Below are 17,599 nucleotides of genomic sequence, written 5' to 3' on the forward strand. Positions count from 1 at the left end.
CTTCCCGGATCCCCCCGGATCCCCCCCGGAAGTCCCGACGCACCATACGACCCGCCACCCCCGTCCGTGGTTGCACGCGGATCCGGAACTTTACCTTTCCATTACCTCAGGGGGCTCCGGACGCCATCCGAGGTGCCGCCCAATCACCACAGAAGTAGCGTTTCAGGCATGAGCGAACCTTCCTTCCAGGACGACGTGCTGGCCGAACTCGGCGACGACAAACTGACCGAGATCGCCGGCCTCCTCGGCACCGACACGAACGGCGCCCGCGACACCGTCGCGGAAACGGTCGGGGCGATGACCGGCGACCTCCAGCAGAAGGCCGACGCCGATGACGACGACGGCAACGAAGTCCGCCAGGCCTTCGCCGAGGTCACCCAGGCCCCGCTGGAAGGCGTGGCCACCCTCGGCGGCGGCCTGGGCGGCCTGCTCAGCGGCGGGATGATGGCCGGGGTGCTCGCCAAGGTGAGCAAGCCCGTGGCCAACGCGGTCTCCAAGAAGACCGGCATCCCCGCGCCCACCGTTGCCCGGGTCATCGAGATGCTGATCCCGGTCCTGCTGGCGGTCTTCGCCAAGCGTGCCGCCGGGAAGGCCGGGGGCGCGGGCGCCGGGGCGCCGTCGGCGGCGGGCGCCGAGTCCCCGATCCCGTCGCCGGGAGCCGTACCGGGAGCGGCGGGCGCGGCCCCCGGGGCCCCCGGGGCCGGCGGCGGCCTCGGCGACCTGCTCGGCCAGATCCTCGGCGGCGGCAAGAAGTAGCCGGGGCCTTCGAGCAGCGCCTCACCCGTTCGGACGAAACGGCCCCGGGCCGGGTCCGGACCGCCTCCCAGCGGTCCGGACCCGGCCCGGATGCGGTCACCGGCCGGATCGGCTGCACGTCACCGGCCGGATCGGGTGTCAGATCGCCGGACGGAAGAAGAAGGTCTTGCGGCGCTCGATCCTGCCGTCGCGGACGAGGTAGGTGTCGGCGAAGGCCTCGTCCAGGGCCGCGCCCTCCTTGTCGGCGCCCTGGAACCGCCCCCAGCAGGCGGCCGCGGCGAGGCCCCCGGTCACCTGGCTCACCTCGTGGGCGCCCGAGGTGATGATCCGTTCGTGCTCGTAGAACCGGCGGATCCGGTCGAGACCCTCCAGTGCCGGGTAACCCGGCCGTTCGTACACGGCGTCCGGCGCGAAGACCTCGCCGAGCCGGTCCCACGAGCGGGTGTCGATCACCTGGAACAGCCGGGCCACCAGGGATTCGGCGGTCACCGGTGCGGGCGACGTCGTTGTCACGGCCATGCTCCTTAAGGGTGTGGACGGAAAGACGGAAACGAGAGGGACAGAAGCGAGAGGGGCGCAGAGGACGGAAGACGGGTCACGGCCCGTCGGCAAGGGCCTTTTCCCAGGCCGTTGCCAGCCGCGAGACCCCTTCCCGGCGCTGCGCGTCGTCCAGGGAGGCGAAGGACAGCCGCAGGACCCGCGAGCCGTCCTCCTCGATGCAGAAGGGCGTCCCGGGCACGATGGCCACCCCCTGCGCCAGCGCGTGCGCGTACAGCGCGTCGGAGCCCACCCGGGGGTCGGTCAGCCGGCACCAGAAGAAGAGCCCGCCGCGCGGCCGCTCGAACTCCAGCCAGGGCAGCCGCTCGCGCAGCAGGGTCTCCATGGCGCGGGCCCGGCCGCCGTACAGGGTGCGCAGGCCCGCCAGGTGGGCCGGCAGGAACTCCGGGTCCCCCAGCAGGTCGGCGAGCAGGTACTGGCCGAAGGTGTTGGTCTGGAGGTCCCCGCACTGCTTGGCGGCGACCAGTTCCCCGATCAGCTCGGCCGGGGCGACCAGTCCCGCCACCCGCAGCCCCGGGCAGACCGTCTTGGAGAGGCTCATCAGCCGGACCACCCGCCCGCTGTGGACGTCGGTGGACGGCAGCCTGCTCCCCTCGAAGGCCAGGTCCCCGTACGGGTCGTCCTCGACGACGAGGAAGCCGAACCGCTCGGCCAGCGCGGCCAGGTGGCGGCGCCGCTCCTCGGAGAGCACGGCTCCGGTGGGGTTGTGGAAGTGCGGTACGACGTAGACCAGCTTGGGCCGGGCCCCGGCGAGGAGCCGCTGTTCCAGTACGTCGGTGCGCATCCCGTCCGCGTCGCCGGGCACCGGCAGCAGCCGGGCGCCGGCCCGCCGGAAGACCTGTACGGCGCCCAGGTAGCTCGGGTCGTCCAGGGCCACCTCGTCGCCCTCGTCGATGAGGGTCTGGGCGACGAGGTCCAGGCCCTGCTGGCTGCCCGCGGTGACCATCACCCGGTCGGGGCCGACGGGCGCCCCGGTCGCGCTCGCCCGGGCCGCGATCACCTCGCGCATCGGGGCGATGCCGTCCGTGGGGGCGTACTGGAGCGCTCGTACGGCCGACCCGCCCGACCCCTCCGCCCTGGCGAACAGCCGGTCGGTGGCCTCGGCGAGCCGGGCGACGGGGAAGCTGTCGGGGGCCGGGATCCCGCCGGCCATCGAGAGCACCCCGGGGGCGGCGGCGGCCGCCAGGATCCGGCTCACCGCGTCGGAGCGGCCCCAGCCGGTCCGACGGGCGAGCAGGGTTGCGATGGCGCCGGGCACGGCGGCTCCGGCCTGCGTTTCGGGACTCACCTTGCATCCGCCTTCCGGGGCTGCGCGACGATCTGCGGCGGGAACTCCTTGAGCCGCCACACCGGCGATTTCAGGACGACCAGGACCGCGGTCAGGAAGAGCGCGGCGGTGACGAAGAGGGTCTCGCGCAGCCCGATCAGGTCGCCGAGCCAGCCGCCCAGCAGGGCGCCGAGCGGGAGCGTCCCCCAGGAGACGAAGCGGTACCCGGCGTTCATCCGGCCCAGCAGCTGGTCCGGGGTCATGGACTGGCGCAGGCTGATGATGTGGATGTTGGCCATGGTGCCGCCGGCCCCGATCAGGCCGAAGGCGGCGACGAACAGGGCCAGCGAGAGCACCCCGTTGTCGGCGGGGGCCGCCGGGATGGCCGCGGGGGCCAGGCAGCACAGCAGCAGGGCCGCCAGGATGGCGTGGCCGAGGCCGATCTTCCGCTTGAGCCACTGCGCGAGCATCGAGCCGACCAGCGAGCCGACCGCCCCGGTGCCCAGCAGCAGCCCGATGCCGCCGGGCGAGATGCCGAGCGTGCGGGCCGCGTAGAGCACGAAGACCGTCTGGAGGGACATCCAGCACAGGTTGTACAGACCGGACTGGAGGGCGCAGGCCCGCAGGTGGGCGCTGTCCCAGATGATCCGGATGCCGTCGGCGATGCTGGTCCGGATCCCAGTCCGCTCCTGCTGGGGCACCGGCTCCGGCTCGACGCGCCGTACGGCGAGCAGCGTGAGCACGGAGACGGCGTACGAGGCCCCGTTGATCAGCAGGGCGTAGGGGGCGGTGACCCAGCCGATGAGCAGACCGGCGAGGCCGGGCCCGCCGATCTGGGCCAGCGAACTGGTGCCCTGGAGCTTGCTGTTGCCCTCGACCAGGTGCTCCTTGCCGACCAGGGTCGGCAGGTACGACTGGTAGGAGACGTCGAAGACCACCGTGAGGGTGCCCACGAGCAGCGCGGCGATGTACACGTACTCGATGCGGAGCAGGTCGAGCACGGCCAGCAGCGGCACCGCGCTGACCAGCAGCGCCCGCCCCACGTTGGCCATGATCATCAGGGGCCTGCGCCGCACCCGGTCGACCCAGACGCCGACCAGGAGGGTGACCATCAGGAACGGGGCGTAGGAGGCCGCGTTGACGAAGCCCACCTGGGAGGAGCTGGCGTCGAGCGTCAGCACCGCGGTGAGCGGCAGCGCCAGGGTCGTGACCTGGGCCCCGACCTGTGAGATCGCCTCCCCGGACCAGAACTTGAGGAACTCCGGGTCCCGCCAGAGGGTGGTGGGCGCGGCGGCCGGTGCTGCGGCCGCCGTCTCCTCCACCGGCCCGGCGGCCCCGTTCCCGATGTCGGTCACTTGGCCTCTCCCTGGACGCCCTGGGTTTCGGCCAGGGGAAGAATGGGTCGTTGACACGGAGCCGCAAAGCGACTGAGCGCGCTGCACATCTGTTGCGACCTGCACCTTCTTGGATTGTCAGTGGCCTTGGTTAAGTTGACCGCGTGACGACAGCGCAGGTGACCGAGGAGCCCGGGCACGCCCGGTACACATATCGGCTTCGCATGTCGGCCACTACCTGCGTCGCGCTGGAGGCAGAGTGGGCGCGGTGCCGGTGGATCTGGAACGAATCTGTGGCCCGGTCGAAGAAGGCCCACGCCGAGGACGAGAAGTGCGGTCCGGCTCGACTCGACAAGCTGCTGACCGTGGCCCGCACAGCAAACGCGTGGCTGCGTGAGGGCAGCAGCGTTCCGCAGCAGCAACTGATCCGGGACTTCGGGAGATCCCGTGCGAAGGCGCTCAAGGACATTAAGGCACGGCTGCCGCTGCGCCAGCGGGCAGGGATGCCGAGGTACAAGAGGAAGAACCAGGCTGACCCGAGCCTGAACTACACGAAGCGCGGATTCCGATTGAAGGATGGGCGTCTGCACCTGGCGGGCGGCATCGTCGTGACGATCGTGTGGTCCCGGAACCTGCCCAAGCCTCCGACCTCGGTACGGATCTACCGCGACACCCTTGGCCATTGGTACGCGTCCTTCGTCGTCGCCGCCGAGGTGCAGCGGCTTCCGGAGACGGGTGCGGTGATCGGGATCGACTGGGGCGTGAGGGAGACCGCGACTACCACCAGCGACGCCCACGACCTCCCGCACCCCGAGCACGGGCGGAAGGCCGCCGCTGGGCTCGCCCACTACCAACGGATGATGGCCCGCCGGAAACCGGTGAAGGGCAAGCCCGGTTCGCGGGGCTACCGGGCAGCGAAGAGGCTGACGGCGAAGCTCCACAAGAAGGTGTCCCGGCAACGCCAGGACACCGCCCGCAAGTGGGCCAAGGCTGTGGTTCGAGACCATGACGCCCTCGCGGTCGAGGACTTCCGGCCGAACTTCCTCGCCAAATCCACCTTGGCCCGTAAGGCAGCCGACGCGGCGATGGCCGCGACCAAGACGGCTCTGATCGAGATGAGCCGCAAGCACGGACGCATCGTGCACCTTGTCCACCCCGCGCACACCACCATGGACTGCGCACAGTGCGGAGCGAGAACCAAGCACGCGCTACCCCTCTCGATGCGAACGTTTACGTGCACCGCATGCGGAGCCGTCTCCCCCAGAGACAAGAACTCCGCACGCGTCATGCTCGTCCGGGCTGGTCTCAACCCGGCTGGTACCGATCGTGTAAGAGCTGACGGACCGCCGGTCCACAGCCAACGTGAGCCAGGAATCCCCGCCCGTTAGGGCGGGGAGGACTCAATTGGCTTCCACTCCCTCGGCTGCCGGGTCGACGTGGAACGCGCAGCCGATCTGGGCGCCGCGCAGCATGCTCACGATGCCCACGGCCGGGTCGGTGACTCCGCGGGCCAGGGTGCCGGCGTAGCGTCCGTCGACCATCAGCGTTCCGTAGGCGACGGCCATGTCCTCGCAGGTCTCGCCGTCCTCGGAGAGGAACCGCTCGGTGGTCGGCAGCAGGCGGTGCTGGAGGACGTACGGGCCGTCGACGGCCTGGCGGAGCTTGGCGACCCATTCCTTCTGGTCGGTGGTCCAGCCGGGGGTGACGCCGACGCCGCCGTAGAGCAGGGTGGGCTTGAGGACCAGGTGGTCCTTGTTGGCGATCGCGTAGGGCAGCAGGTCGATCTTCTCGCCGCCGAAGGTGACCTTCTCGTCGCGGACGAAGCGGGTCCAGGGCAGGATCCGGTCGATGAGCTCGCGTTCGGCCTCGGTGAAGACGGCGCGGTTGCGCTCGTCGCTGAGCATCGCGAGGCTGCCCTTGTTGCCGTACAGCTCGCAGTCGAGCGGGGCGAACAGTTCGACCGTGCCGGCCTCGACGGCGTCGAGCAGCGGGTTCACGAGGTCGTAGGTGCGGGGCTCGTCGGGCATTTCGCCGGGCAGGAACATCCGGTAGACCACGTCGACCTTGCGGCCCTGGTGGAGGACGTTGCCGTCCTCGTACGCGAAGTCGCCCAGGTGGCAGACGACGGTCTCGAAGCCGAGGCGCTCGAAGGCCGGGACGACGAACTCCATCCAGCACTTGGACTTCTCGAAGCCCTCGGGCCAGTCGGTGATGGCCAGGTACGGCCGCTCGACGCCTTCGAGGGAGGGGGCCTGGCGGCGCAGCACCTCGGTGATGCGGGCGAGCGGGTCGGGGTAGACCAGGTTCTCGGTGGCCGCGAACTCGGCGAACTCGGCGTCCTGGATCAGGGCGCGGGCGAACTCGCCCATCTGCCAGCCGCCCAGCGAGGAGCCGGTGTTGAGCTCCATGACGCGGAAGCCGCCGGTCTCCCGGTACAGGTCGGCGCGGGAGAGCGGGGCGAGCTCGTCCACGGAGCCGCGCAGCACCAGGTCGGCCTGGGTGGGCGACATGCCGACGGCGGTGGCGAAGGCGCGCAGGTCGCCGCCGAAGAGCCGGGCGGGCACTGCCTTGAGCAGTTCGAAGAGGCCGTTCAGGTCGTTCTCCAGGCCCGTGACGTCGGCTTCGCTGAGGAAGACGGGGCGGTTGAGCCCCTCGCCGCCGCCGGCTCCGTAGCGGAACCACTCCACGCCGCGGACTCCGGAGACGGTCTGGCGGGCCGCGGTGCGCTCGTGGTCGAAGAAGCGGCGGGTCACGGCGTTCTCGACGCGGGCGCCGAGCCGGTGCGCGGCGACTCCGGAGACCTCGGTGCGGGAGAGCGCCTCGGCGCGGTCCAGGGCGCGGCGGGTGCCGGCCGGGGTCTCGCTGACGGCGATGAGCGCGGCGGAGCGGGGGGTCAGGCCGCGGGGCGGGAGCAGCAGTTCGTCGCCGGGCTCCACGAGGGCGACGGCCTCGGCGAGGTCCTCGACGTCCTCGGGGGCGGGCAGGACGACGCGGTCGACGGCGCCGTCGTAGGCCGGGTAGAGGAAGCGGACCTCGGCGCTGAGGGCGCGGGTGGGGGTGACGTCCGGGGTCTCCTCGAAGGCGATCCGGGCTGCGGCCAGCGGCAGGTCCACGCCGGTGGCGAGCTGGTTCAGGTGCGGGATGAGGTCGCCGCCGAGGCGGCCGTTGAGCTCGATCAGGCGGGGGCCGTTCGCGGCGACGCGCAGTTCGGTGTGGGTGACGCCGTAGTCGACTCCGGCCGCGCGGTGCGAGTCCTGGACGAGCTGGGTGACGGCGTCGGCCCAGGGCTCGTGGCGCCAGTCGGTGACCAGGTGCCCGACCTCCTCGAAGTACGGGTGGGCGCCGAGGCGCTTGCGGGCCACGCAGACCGGGGTGGCCACACCGTCCACGACGACGCTGTCCACGCTCAGTTCGGGGCCCTCGATGAACTCCTCGATCAGGACCGAGGCGGTGGTGCCGGCGCCGCGCAGCCGGCTGGTGGAGGCGAGCCGGAAGGCGCGGCGCAGGCCGTCCACGTCGCGGGCCATCATCACGCCGAAGCTGCCGCCGAGGGTGCGGGGCTTGACGACGACGGGGAAGCCGATGGACTCGGCGGCGGCGACGGCCTCGTCCTCGGTGGTGGCCGGGATGTAGCGGACGGCGGCCATGCCGGCCGCTTCCAGGGCCTGGCGGGTGGCGTACTTGTCGCGGCAGATCTTGGCGGCGGCCGGGTCCATGGCCCGCATGCCGAGCTTCTTGGCGACCGAGGACACGGCGACCAGCGACCACTCGTCCCAGGTGACGATCGCGGCGTTGGCGACCTCGCCGCGCAGGTCGGCGACGGGGGCGTAGAGCTTGGCGGCGTCCGTGGTGTCGGCGATCCGGTGGGTCTCCACGTAACGGGCCTGCCAGGTGGGGGCCTCCGGCGCGACGAGGGTGACCTCGTAGTGCCGGGCGAGGGAGGCCAGGGCGTACTCCCGGTACTGCTGTATGCGGCTGCCGACGAGGATGACGCGCTGTCGTTCGGGGGTCATGAGGACCACGGTGGGTTCCTTTCCGATGCGGGGCGTGGAGCGGGTTCGCCCCGGAGAACAGGGGTTGCGAGAGGGGGTACGACAGGTTCGGTGGGGGGGTGGGGCGGGTCAGTCCCCGTCGGCGGGCGGGGCCCCGACCGGGACGCAGGTCAGCCGGAAGGAGTTCGCGGACTCGGTGATGGCGGCCTCGACGTCCCGGGTGGTGGCGCCGCGGAAGCGGAAGCGGGTCCCGACGTGCTCGTAGCCGCTGATCGCGGGGGCCGTGGAGCCGACCGGGGTGTGCTTGACGGCGTACGGGAGCCGGCCGGGCGCGGGTTCCCGTACCCAGCCGGCCGCTTCGACCCGGCAGGGGGCGGGGACCGGCAGCGGGAGCAGCAGGTAGCCGCCGACCTCGCCGGTCTTGAGCGGCGGCAGGACCGGGGTCCGGCCGAGCTGGATGTCCACGGCGGCGGCCATCAGGTCGACCTCGTGGACGTCGCGCCAGGTGAAGGGGATCTCTCCGCCGCCCACCCGGGCCCCGCACTCCAGGAAGACCAGGGCGGGTCCGCCGTCCGGCGCCGGGGTGACGAAGGCCTCCAGGTGGAAGACCCAGGGCTGGGAGCCGCCGAGGGCGGGTCCGACGGCGGCGGCGAAGGCCTCGACCGCTTCCAGGAGGGCGGGGTCGTCCTCCTCGACGGAGCCGAGCCAGGTGCCCTGGGTGAAGTCGGCGCAGGTGCCGCCCACGTAGCGCGAGACGGTCCAGCTGCCGAGGCAGTCGCCTTCCCACAGGCCGTCGATGTGCAGGATCGGGCCGTCCACGTAGCTCTGGACGAGGTGCGGTTCGGCGGCGAGCGCCCGGTCCAGGCCGTCCAGCGCGGCCAGTTCGGCGGCGGAGTCGATCTGGACCACGCCCCGGCTGGCGGTGCCGCGGTGCGGTTTGACGACCAGTGGCCAGCCGTGGGCCTCGCCGAAGGCGAGTACGGCGGCCGGATCGGGTGCGGGGGCGAAGGCGGGGACCGGCAGGCCGGCGGCCTCGGCGGTGCGGCACATGGTCAGCTTGTCGCGGAAGACGGCCAGTTCGGCGGTGTGCTGGCCGGGGATCGCGAACTCCTCGCGGATCAGCGCGGCCGTGTCGAGGTCCCCCTCGTTGAGGGCGATCAGCCGCGCCGGTGCGCCGAAGCGGGCGACGAGCCCGGTGACGGCCGCGCGGACGGCGGGCAGGTCGTCGGTCAGCGCGACGGTGGTGACCGCGGCGGCGGTCTCGGGTAACGAGGCGCGGCCGAGCCCGGTGCTCACGTAGGTGACGTGGGCGGCGGCGTGGTCCAGGTAGTCGGCGTAGTGCGCGTGGGTGTCCCGCCAGCGGTGCAGGACGATGATGTGCGGCAGGTCGGCGCTCATGCCCCCTCGCCCCCTTCGCCCGTGGAGTCCTTGGCGGTGGCGGTGGCGGTGGCGGTGGCGGAGTCGGCGGCGAGCCAGGGCAGTGCCGCCGTGGCCATCGTGCGGACGCCGATGGAGAGCGCGGGTCCGGCGACGGGCGCGAAGGTGGAGGAGTGGTTCTGCGGGAGCTCGTCGAGCTTGCCCGCGGCGAAGGCCTCGCCGAAGGCCTGCGGGTCGAGGCCGCCGTAGAACCAGTACACCGAGGGGACCTGGGCGGCGGTGGCGAGGAGTCCGAAGTCCTCGCTGGCGGTGGTCGGGCCCATCGTCATGACGGCGCCGTCCCCGAAGTGCTCGCGGTGGGCGTCGGCCACCCGCTCGGCGGCCGCGGTGTCGTTGACGGTCATCGGCAGGTGGTAGACGGAGGTGATCTCCGGGTCGGCGGTCGCGCCCGCGGCGGCCGATTCGGCGCGTGCGAGCCGCTCGACGGCCGCGAGGACCTTCTCGCGGACCGGGGCGGAGCTGGTGCGCACGTTGATGCCGAGCTCGGCCGTGTCGGGTATGACCGCGGCGGTGGTGCCGGCGTGCAGCTTGCCGACGGTGACCACCACCGGTTCCTGGGCGGCGATCTCGCGGGAGACCACGGTCTGGAGCCGCAGCACGAGCGAGGCCGCCATCACCACGGGGTCGACGGCTGCTTCGGGCTTGGAGCCGTGGCCGCCGCGCCCGAAGAGCTTGACGGTGATCGAGTCGGTGGCGCCCATGACCACCCCGGGCAGGGTCGCGATGAGCCCGGCCGGGCCGGGGCCCACGTGCGAGCCGAGGATCACGTCGGGGTGCGGGAAGCGCTCGAAGAGGCCGTCCTCGACCATCTCGCGGGCTCCGTAGCCGCTTTCCTCACCCGGCTGGAAGACGGCGACGACGGTGCCGCGCCAGGCCTCGCGGTTGCGGGCGAACAGGGCGCAGGACCCGATCAGCGCGGCCACGTGCAGGTCGTGTCCGCAGGCGTGCATCACCGGGACCTCGGCGCCCGATTCGTCGGTGGCGGTCTCGGTGCTCGCGTAGGGCAGCCCGGTGGCCTCCTTGACGGGCAGCGCGTCCATGTCGGCGCGCAGCATGGCCACGGGTCCCTCGCCGTTGCGCAGGACGGCGACGACGCCGGTGCGGCCGACGCCGGTGGTGATCTCCCAGCCGCCCTGGGCGGCGAGGCGCTCGGCGACGAGGGCCGCCGTCCGCTTTTCCTGGAAGGCGAGTTCGGGGTGGGTGTGCAGCTCTCGGTAGTCGGCCTCCAGGGCCGGCATCAGCGAGTCGAGACCTTCGAGCAGTGCAGTCATGGCGTCCTTCTCAGGCATGAGGGGTGACGGACACGGGGTGTTCGCGACCGGGGTGTTCGTGTACGGCCCACGAGGCGGCCAGCGCCGCCGCGGCGGTCAGTGCGGGCCACCACGGCAGCCAGGCGTTGTGGCCGGCCGACCTCAGGAGTTCCGCGAGCATCGGGAACGTGCCGCCGAAGAGGCTGATCGCGGCCGCGGTGGGCAGTCCGACGGCGACGGCGCGCACGGCGGGCGGGAACAGCTGCCCGGCGAAGACGTTGCTCACCGCGAGCGGGAGGCCCAGCAGGAAGAGCAGGACCACGGTGACGACGGGGACGGGGACCCGTCCGGCGTTCATGGCCAGCAGCAGCGGCACGCTGCCCAGGGCGAGCCCTGCGAAGCCGAGGCGGAGCACGGGCAGGGCGCCGAGCCGGTCGGCGGCCTTGCCGCCGCCGAGCATGGCCGCGAGCAGCGCCACCATGCCGAGGAGCAGTGCGGCGGAGGTCTCCTCCTTGGTGGCGGCTCCGGCGCTCTCGGCGTACGAGGGGAAGTCGACGGTGACGAAGTAGAAGGCGGTGGTGGCCCCGGAGGTGATGGCGAACACCACGGCGAGCCGGCCGAGATGGGCCCGCAGTACCGGCCAGGGGCTGGGGGCCTTCGGCTCGGGAGCCTTCCCTGCCGCGGCCTCCCCCGCCGTTCCCGCGGGCGGGGCCGCTCCCTGCGCGGCCCTGCCCGCGGCGGCCGTGAAGACCGCGCTCTCGGCCGCGCCGCGCCGGATCCACAGGGCGGTCAGCCCGAGCAGTCCGCCGAAGGCGAAGCCGTAGCGCCAGGCGCCGTCCTCGACCCCGCTCTCCCCGAACACCCCGAGCAGGACGTTCATGACGATGAAGGAGAGCGCGCTGCCCAGCACCACGCCTCCGTAGGAGACGGCGCTGTAGAAGTAGCGGTGGCCGGCCGGCGCGGTCTCGGTGACGTACGCGGCCACGCTCGGGTTCTCCGCCCCGACCGACAGCCCCTGCACCAGCCGGGCGCCGACCACCAGGAGCGGAGCCGCCAGGCCGATGGAGGCGTAGCCGGGTATGACGGCCAGGAACAGGGAGCCGGCGGCGATCAGGCCGACGGTGAGGGTCAGTCCGTAGCGCCGGCCCCGGGTGTCGGTGAGGCGGCCGATGAGCACGCTGCCCAGCGGCCGGACCAGGAAGCCGAGGGCGAAGCCGAGGTAGGCGGCGATGAGTTTCGCGGTGGGTGAGGTGCCGGGGAAGAGGGCCTCGGCGAAGTAGGGGGCGAGGATGCCGTAGATGGTCCAGTCGTAGGCCTCGACGACCGAGCCGACGGTGGCGGCGGCCAGTTCCCTGCGGGGGCGCCGGGCCGGCGCCGGTGCGGCGGCGGCGACCGCCGCCGCACCGGCTTCTGCGAGGCCCGCTCGGTCAGTGCTGGTCATCTGTGACTCCGTAGACCCTGATCAATGAGGTGTCCTGCCCGGGGAAGGGCACGGCGTGCAGTCGGACCCCGGTCGCCGGGAGGGCGTCCAGGCCGGTCAGGCCCGTGAGGGCGGGCAGGCCGGCGGCGGCGAGCGCCGCCGCCACCGGCCCGTTGCCCTCGCGGCTGTCGGTGGCGACGAGGAGTGCGCCCTGACCGGCGAGCAGCTCCACGGCGTCCTCGGTGAGGTACGGGCCGGCCGCGCGGCCGGTCTGTACGACCACGGCGTGCCCCGCGAGGTCGAAGGGCGCCAGTGCCAGCCGGTCGGCGACGGGCTGTCCGGCTCCGAGGAGCCGGACCAGGACCACGGGAAGGTCCACCAGGCCGGCCAGGCCCGGTGCGGCGCCGCCCGGGCCCGTCGGCCAGGCGGCCCGGGTCGCGGGGCCGGTCAGGTCCGCCGTGGTGCGGCCCGAACCGGCGGCGCCGGTGTTCCGGGAGCCCTTGTGGGGCTCCTGGAGCAGCTCCCGGCGGGTGATCTTCGTACTGCCGACCATCAGCAGTCCGAGGTGGCGGACGATCAGTTCGCCCAGTTCCCCGTCGGCGATGTCGTCGCCGGGGATGTCCAGGCGGAACCCCTGCATCTGCAGGGCGCCTCCGTTGCTGAAGACGACCTCCGCGTCGAAGTCGACCCGCCACTCGCCGCCGTTGTTCGTTCCCGTGGCCATGTTCGTTGTCCCTACTCTTCGTGGATCCGTGCTCTGTCCTGCTCTGTCAGGCGCAGTCGATCAGAGCTTTCTCCAGGGCCGCCGCCATCTCGTGGATCTCCTCGTCGGTGATCACCAGTGGCGGGAGCAGCCGGAGCACGGCGCCGTGCCGGCCGCCGCTCTCCAGCAGCAGCCCGTGGTCCAGGCAGGCGCGCTTGATGCGCTTGGCCCGGGCCCCGTCGGCGGGCAGCGAGCCGAGCTGGTCGGCCGGGCCCTCGGGGTCCACGATCTCGATGCCCCACATCAGTCCCCGGCCGCGGACCTGGCCGATCTCGGGGTGGCCGGCGGCGAGCCGGCCGAGCAGGGTGGCGATCAGCTGGCCCTTGGCGGCCGCCTTCTCGACGAGTCCCTCGGACTCCGTGACCCGCATGGCGGCGAGTCCCGCGACGAGGGCGATCTGGTTGCCGCGGAAGGTGCCGGCGTGGGCTCCGGGCGTCCAGGCGTCGTACTTGCCGTGGTAGAGCAGCAGCGAGAGCGGGAAGCCGCCGCCGGCCGCCTTGGACACGAGGACGGCGTCCGGCTCGATCCCGGACTCCTCGAAGGCCCACATGGTGCCGGTGCGGCCGAAACCGGCCTGGATCTCGTCCAGGACCAGCGGGATGTCCAGCCGGGCGGTGATCTCCCGCAGCCCGCGCAGCCAGGCGGCCGGCGCCGGGATCACCCCGCCCTCGCCCTGGACCGCTTCGACGAAGACGGCGGCCGGCTTGGTGATGCCGCTCTCCGGGTCGGTGAGCAGCCGTTCGATGTAGGTGAGGCCGGCCCGGATGCCCGCCTCTCCGCCGATGCCGAAGGGGCAGCGGTAGTCGTAGGGGTAGGGGAGGTGGTGGACGTCCGGCATGAGGGAGGGCACGGACTCCTTGGCGCCCAGGTTGCCGGTGAGGGCGAGGGCGCCCGCCGTCATCCCGTGGTAGGCACCGTGGAAGGAGAGCACCGTCCGGCGGCCGGTGGCGATCTTGAAGAGCTTGATCGCGGCCTCGGTGGCGTCGGTGCCCGCCGGTCCGCAGAACTGCGTCTTGAAGGTGTCCGCCATGGTCCCCGGCAGATTGGCGTACAGCGCCCGCAGGTACTCGTACTTGGCCGGGGTGGTCAGGTCCAGAGCCTGCTGGACCTGACCGGAGGCGAGGTACTCCCCCACCGCGGCCAGGACGTCGGGGTGGTTGTGCCCCAGGGCGAGGGTGCCCGCCGCGGCGAGGCAGTCCAGGTATCCGCGGCCGTGCCCGTCGCGGATGCGTGCGCCGTGGCCTTCGGCGAGGAGCTTGCCGAAGGCGTTGGCGTAGGTCCGGGCGCCCGATTCGCGCGCCTCGACGAAGGTGTACATCTCGTCCGGCGTGAGGGTGGTCACGTCGTCACTTCCTCAGGTGTGAGCGGGCGTCGGCGACCATGACCTGACCGAGGGCGATGCCTCCGTCATTGGTCGGAACGAGCCGGTGGACATAGGTGTCGAACCCGTCGGCGGTCAGCCCGGTCAGACAGTTGAGCAGCAGGAACTCGTTGAGGAACACGCCTCCGGAGAGGGCGACCTGGTTGACGCCGGTCTCCTCCCGCAGGGCCTTGCAGCGCTCGCGGACCATGTCGACGACGGCCGTGTGGAACCGGCGGCTGATCCGGTCCACGGGCAGTCCGGCGGCGATGTCGGCGGCCATGGCCCGGATCACGGGCCGCGGGTCCACCTCGGTCAGCCCGTCCGCCTCGTAGGACCCGAAGCGGTACGCGGCCTGCGGCTCGCGGGTGGCGTCGCGGTCGAGCAGCCCCTCCAGCTCGATCGGGCCCTGGGCCTCGTACTCGGCCTTGGCGCAGACCCCGGCGAGGGCGGCGGCCCCGTCGAAGAGGCGGCCCATGCTGGAGGTGGGCGGGGAGTTGATCCCGCGGGCCGCCATCGTCGCGTAGACCTGGCGGCGCTGCCCGTCGAGGGCGGCGAGGGCGGGGAAGCCCGCCAGGGCCCGGTCCCCGTCCCCGTCGAAGGCGTCCAGGGCCAGTGCGTACCCGGTGCGGATGGGTTCGCGCACGGCCTGGTCCCCGCCGATCAGCGGCAGCCGGCGCATCCGGCCGACCCGGCGGTAGGCGGCGAAGTCCCCGAGGAGGAACTCCCCGCCCCACACCGTGCCGTCCTCGCCGTAGCCGAAGCCGTCGAAGATCACGCCGAGGGTGGTGCCGCTCACGTGGTTCTCCGCCATGCAGGAGGCCATGTGGGCGTGGTGGTGCTGGACTTCGACGGTCGGCAGCGCCGGGCCCGTGCCGTCGTCGTCCAGTGCGGCCCGGGTGGAGCGGAACTGCGGGTGCATGTCGTGGGCGGTGACCTCCGGCTTGAGCGCGTACAGCTGCGCCAGGTGCCGGGCGGTGCGGTGGTGCGCGGCGAAGGTCTCGTCGTTCTTGAGGTCGCCGATGTGCTGGCTGAGGAAGACCTGGGAGCCGTTGGTGAGGGCCACGGTGGTCTTCAGTTCGGCGCCGAGGGCGACCACGGGGGCCACCTCGCGGCCGACGTCCACGGGGTAGGGGGCGTAGCCGCGGGCCCGGCGGATGAACTGGAGCAGCGGCTCGTCGAGTTCGGGGTGGTCGGAGAGCCTGACCACCGAGTCGTCGACGCGGATCTCGATGTCGCGGTCGTGGTAGAGGATCACGTCCGCGATCTCGAAGAGCTGTTCCAGGGCCTCTTCGTTGCGGTAGGCGATGGGGTAGCCGGAGATGTTGCCGCTGGTGGCGACGAGCGCTTCGAGGCCGGGCTCGTCCAGCAGCAGGTGGTGGTGGGGTGCCGAGGGCAGCATGATCCCCAGGTTGGGGTTGCGCGGTGCCACGGACTCCGGGAGGGAGCCCGCGCGCTTGCGGGCCAGCAGGATGGGCCGGGCCGGCGAGCGCAGGACGTCGATCTCCGCTTCGGAGAGCTCCACCAGCTCCTGCGCCGTGGCGAGGTCGCGGACCATCACCGCGAACGGCTTGGAGTCGCGGCGCTTGCGGCTGCGCAGCAGGGCCACGGCCTCCGCGTTGGTCGCGTCCACCACGAGGTGGAAGCCGCCGACGCTCTTCATGGCCGCGATCCCGCCGTCGGCCAGCACCCGGGCGGCCCGCAGGAGGGCCTGGTCCCCTTCGGCCGTGCCCCCCTCGCGGTCCCGGAGCAGCAGCCGGGGGCCGCAGTCCGGGCACGCGTTGGGCTGTGCGTGGTAGCGCCGGTCCATCGGGTCCTCGTACTCGGCCTTGCAGTCCGGGCACATGGTGAAGGTGGCCATGGTGGTCATCGGACGGTCGTACGGCAGGTCCTGGATGATGGAGTACCGGGGCCCGCAGTTGGTGCAGTTGATGAAGGGGTAGCGGTGCCGGCGGTCCTTCGGGTCGCGAAGTTCCGCCTGGCAGTCGCCGCATACGTGGGTGTCCGCCGGGAGCAGCGCGGACCGGGCTCCGGTGTGCTCGCTGTGCACGATGGTGAACGGACCCGCGGGCACGGTGCCGCGAGCCAGTCCCCGGGTCGGCCGGACCTCGTCCACCCGGGCGAGTTCGGGGGCGCGGCCGCTGAGGCCTGCCGCGAACTCCTCCAGGGCGGCGACCGGTCCGGACGCCTCCACCAGCACGCCTTCGGGGTCGTTGCGAACCCAGCCGGAGAGGCCGAGTTCACGGGCCAGCTTGTAGACGAACGGCCGGTAGCCGACGCCCTGGACCACTCCGGTGACGCGGATGCGCCACTCCTCGGAGGTGCCGGCGGCGCTCGTGGCGCCTTCGGCGGGCCGCTCCGTGACGGTCTGCTGCTCGGTGCTGCTGCTCATGGCGGTTTCCTCGGTCCCTTTCTCAGCAGAGCCGGGGGAGTTCGGCGCCGAGGAGTTCCTCCAGCTGGGTCTCGCGGCCGTCCTTGTCGCGCAGCAGCACCAGGGCCTCGGTGTCCTCGGAGACCTCTCCGATGGTCACCGCGTCCTTGCCGTACGGCAGGGCGCGCAGGGCGGCCAGTACGTCGGCTTCCGCCTCCGGGGCCACGAAGACCGCGAGGCAGCCCTCGTTGGCGCAGTGCAGCGGGTTGATGCCGAGCATGTCGGCGGCCATGGCCGTCTCGTGCTGGATGGGCAGGTCGTCCTGGACCACGCGGATGCTGTGGCCGAGCTTGCCGGCGTACTCGTGGAGCACGGCCGTCAGGCCGCCGCGGGTCACGTCGCGCATCGAGCGGACGGCTCCGGCGGGCACGCTGGACAGGACGCCGTCGACGAGGCCGTTGAGCGGGGCGCAGTCGCTGTCCACGCGCTGCTCGAAGCCGAGCCCCTCGCGGATGGAGAGCAGGTGCACCGTGTGGTTGCCGATGGGCCCGCTGAGGATCACCTTGTCGCCGGGGCGCACGTCGGTCATGGTGAGCGGCTCGCGCTCGAAGACGCCGACGCCCGCGGTGTTCAGGTAGATCTGGTCGGCCTCGCCCTTGCGGACCACCTTGGTGTCCCCGCCGACGATCTGTACGCCGGCCTCGCGGGCGGTGTCGCGGATCGACTCCAGGGCGCGGACCAGCTTGGCGATGGGGAGCCCGGTCTCCAGGATCATCCCGAGGGTGAGGTACTTGGGCCGGGCACCGGCCACGGCCAGGTCGTTGACCGTGCCGCAGACCGCGATCTTGCCGATGTCCCCGTTGCCGAAGAACGGCGGGTCGACCACGAAGGAGTCGGTGGTCATCGCGATGCGGTCGCCCTCGATCTTGAGGATCGCGCTGTCTTCCATGATGCCGATGTAGACGTCGCCGAGGGTCGAGGCGATCACCTGGAGGAGGTCCTGGCTGAGCTTCGCGCCGGTGCCGTGGTCGAGGACGATGAATTCGGTGGGATCCACGCTCGTGGTCATGCCGGTTCGTTCCTTTCAGGGG

At 72.3% G+C, this 17,599-nt stretch carries 13 protein-coding genes; 2 read left to right on the top strand and 11 right to left on the bottom strand.

The window, feature by feature from the left end:
• The first annotated feature begins 168 nt into the window (after window positions 1-168).
• Window positions 169-756: a DUF937 domain-containing protein gene (locus ACZ60J_RS20775; protein ID WP_469683720.1), complete on the top strand. Its 588-nt coding sequence runs from the start codon at window positions 169-171 to the stop codon at window positions 754-756.
• A gap of 138 nt (window positions 757-894) precedes the next feature.
• On the opposite strand, the gene ACZ60J_RS20780 is transcribed toward ACZ60J_RS20775, so the two are convergent.
• The 3 genes from ACZ60J_RS20780 to ACZ60J_RS20790 all read right to left on the bottom strand — a co-directional run bounded on the left by ACZ60J_RS20780 (window position 895) and on the right by ACZ60J_RS20790 (window position 3,936).
• On the bottom strand, window positions 895-1,269 hold the full coding sequence (locus ACZ60J_RS20780; RefSeq protein ID WP_399379687.1) for a nuclear transport factor 2 family protein: 375 nt from the start codon (window positions 1,267-1,269) through the stop codon (window positions 895-897).
• Between the two features lie 82 nt (window positions 1,270-1,351).
• Window positions 1,352-2,602 carry an aminotransferase-like domain-containing protein gene (locus ACZ60J_RS20785; protein WP_469683722.1) on the bottom strand — a complete coding sequence of 417 codons (1,251 nt, stop codon included), beginning with the start codon at window positions 2,600-2,602 and terminating at the stop codon, window positions 1,352-1,354.
• Window positions 2,599-3,936, bottom strand: a complete 1,338-nt coding sequence (locus ACZ60J_RS20790; RefSeq protein WP_469683724.1) for an MFS transporter — start codon at window positions 3,934-3,936, stop codon at window positions 2,599-2,601. The genes ACZ60J_RS20785 and ACZ60J_RS20790 overlap by 4 nt, the downstream gene beginning before the upstream one ends.
• Window positions 3,937-4,139: 203 nt before the next feature.
• On the opposite strand from ACZ60J_RS20790, the gene ACZ60J_RS20795 reads away from it, so the two are divergent.
• Window positions 4,140-5,303 carry an RNA-guided endonuclease InsQ/TnpB family protein gene (locus tag ACZ60J_RS20795; RefSeq protein WP_469684105.1) on the top strand — a complete coding sequence of 388 codons (1,164 nt, stop codon included), beginning with the start codon at window positions 4,140-4,142 and terminating at the stop codon, window positions 5,301-5,303.
• Window positions 5,304-5,315: 12 nt separating this feature from the next.
• On the opposite strand, the gene ACZ60J_RS20800 is transcribed toward ACZ60J_RS20795, so the two are convergent.
• From ACZ60J_RS20800 to hypE, 8 genes are all read right to left on the bottom strand, one after another.
• Window positions 5,316-7,928: an ATP-grasp domain-containing protein gene (locus tag ACZ60J_RS20800; protein WP_469683726.1), complete on the bottom strand. Its 2,613-nt coding sequence runs from the start codon at window positions 7,926-7,928 to the stop codon at window positions 5,316-5,318.
• 108 nt (window positions 7,929-8,036) lie between these two features.
• Complete coding sequence (locus tag ACZ60J_RS20805; RefSeq protein WP_469683728.1) at window positions 8,037-9,305, bottom strand: ATP-grasp domain-containing protein; 1,269 nt, start codon at window positions 9,303-9,305, stop codon at window positions 8,037-8,039.
• A complete protein-coding gene (locus ACZ60J_RS20810; protein WP_469683730.1) occupies window positions 9,302-10,615 on the bottom strand; it encodes an amidohydrolase in 1,314 nt (437 codons plus the stop codon). Before ACZ60J_RS20810 ends, ACZ60J_RS20805 begins: the two co-directional genes overlap by 4 nt.
• A gap of 10 nt (window positions 10,616-10,625) precedes the next feature.
• On the bottom strand, window positions 10,626-12,035 hold the full coding sequence (locus ACZ60J_RS20815) for an MFS transporter (RefSeq protein ID WP_469683732.1): 1,410 nt from the start codon (window positions 12,033-12,035) through the stop codon (window positions 10,626-10,628).
• Window positions 12,022-12,738 (bottom strand): hypothetical protein, encoded by a 717-nt coding sequence (locus ACZ60J_RS20820; RefSeq protein ID WP_469683733.1) that lies wholly within the window; start codon window positions 12,736-12,738, stop codon window positions 12,022-12,024. The genes ACZ60J_RS20815 and ACZ60J_RS20820 overlap by 14 nt, the downstream gene beginning before the upstream one ends.
• A gap of 46 nt (window positions 12,739-12,784) precedes the next feature.
• The gene (locus ACZ60J_RS20825) at window positions 12,785-14,119 is read right to left on the bottom strand and encodes a diaminobutyrate--2-oxoglutarate transaminase family protein (RefSeq protein WP_469683735.1); all 1,335 of its coding nucleotides are present in this window, start codon (window positions 14,117-14,119) and stop codon (window positions 12,785-12,787) included.
• A 4-nt stretch (window positions 14,120-14,123) separates the two neighbouring features.
• Window positions 14,124-16,529 carry a carbamoyltransferase HypF gene (hypF, locus tag ACZ60J_RS20830; RefSeq protein WP_469683737.1) on the bottom strand — a complete coding sequence of 802 codons (2,406 nt, stop codon included), beginning with the start codon at window positions 16,527-16,529 and terminating at the stop codon, window positions 14,124-14,126.
• 22 nt (window positions 16,530-16,551) lie between these two features.
• On the bottom strand, window positions 16,552-17,577 hold the full coding sequence (hypE, locus tag ACZ60J_RS20835) for a hydrogenase expression/formation protein HypE (RefSeq protein WP_469683739.1): 1,026 nt from the start codon (window positions 17,575-17,577) through the stop codon (window positions 16,552-16,554).
• Window positions 17,578-17,599: the final 22 nt, after the last annotated feature.

Source organism: Streptomyces sp. NPDC104226, assembly GCF_055584085.1.

Excerpts from the sequence above, each read along its gene's own strand:
- ACZ60J_RS20775 (WP_469683720.1), top strand. The coding sequence starts at position 169 with ATGAGCGAACCTTCCTTCCAGGACGACGTGCTGGCCGAACTCGGCGAC.
- ACZ60J_RS20795 (WP_469684105.1), top strand. The coding sequence starts at position 4,140 with ATGTCGGCCACTACCTGCGTCGCGCTGGAGGCAGAGTGGGCGCGGTGC.
- ACZ60J_RS20800 (WP_469683726.1), bottom strand. The coding sequence starts at position 7,928 with ATGACCCCCGAACGACAGCGCGTCATCCTCGTCGGCAGCCGCATACAG.
- ACZ60J_RS20805 (WP_469683728.1), bottom strand. The coding sequence starts at position 9,305 with ATGAGCGCCGACCTGCCGCACATCATCGTCCTGCACCGCTGGCGGGAC.
- ACZ60J_RS20810 (WP_469683730.1), bottom strand. The coding sequence starts at position 10,615 with ATGACTGCACTGCTCGAAGGTCTCGACTCGCTGATGCCGGCCCTGGAG.
- ACZ60J_RS20815 (WP_469683732.1), bottom strand. The coding sequence starts at position 12,035 with ATGACCAGCACTGACCGAGCGGGCCTCGCAGAAGCCGGTGCGGCGGCG.
- ACZ60J_RS20820 (WP_469683733.1), bottom strand. The coding sequence starts at position 12,738 with ATGGCCACGGGAACGAACAACGGCGGCGAGTGGCGGGTCGACTTCGAC.
- hypF (WP_469683737.1), bottom strand. The coding sequence starts at position 16,529 with ATGAGCAGCAGCACCGAGCAGCAGACCGTCACGGAGCGGCCCGCCGAA.
- hypE (WP_469683739.1), bottom strand. The coding sequence starts at position 17,577 with ATGACCACGAGCGTGGATCCCACCGAATTCATCGTCCTCGACCACGGC.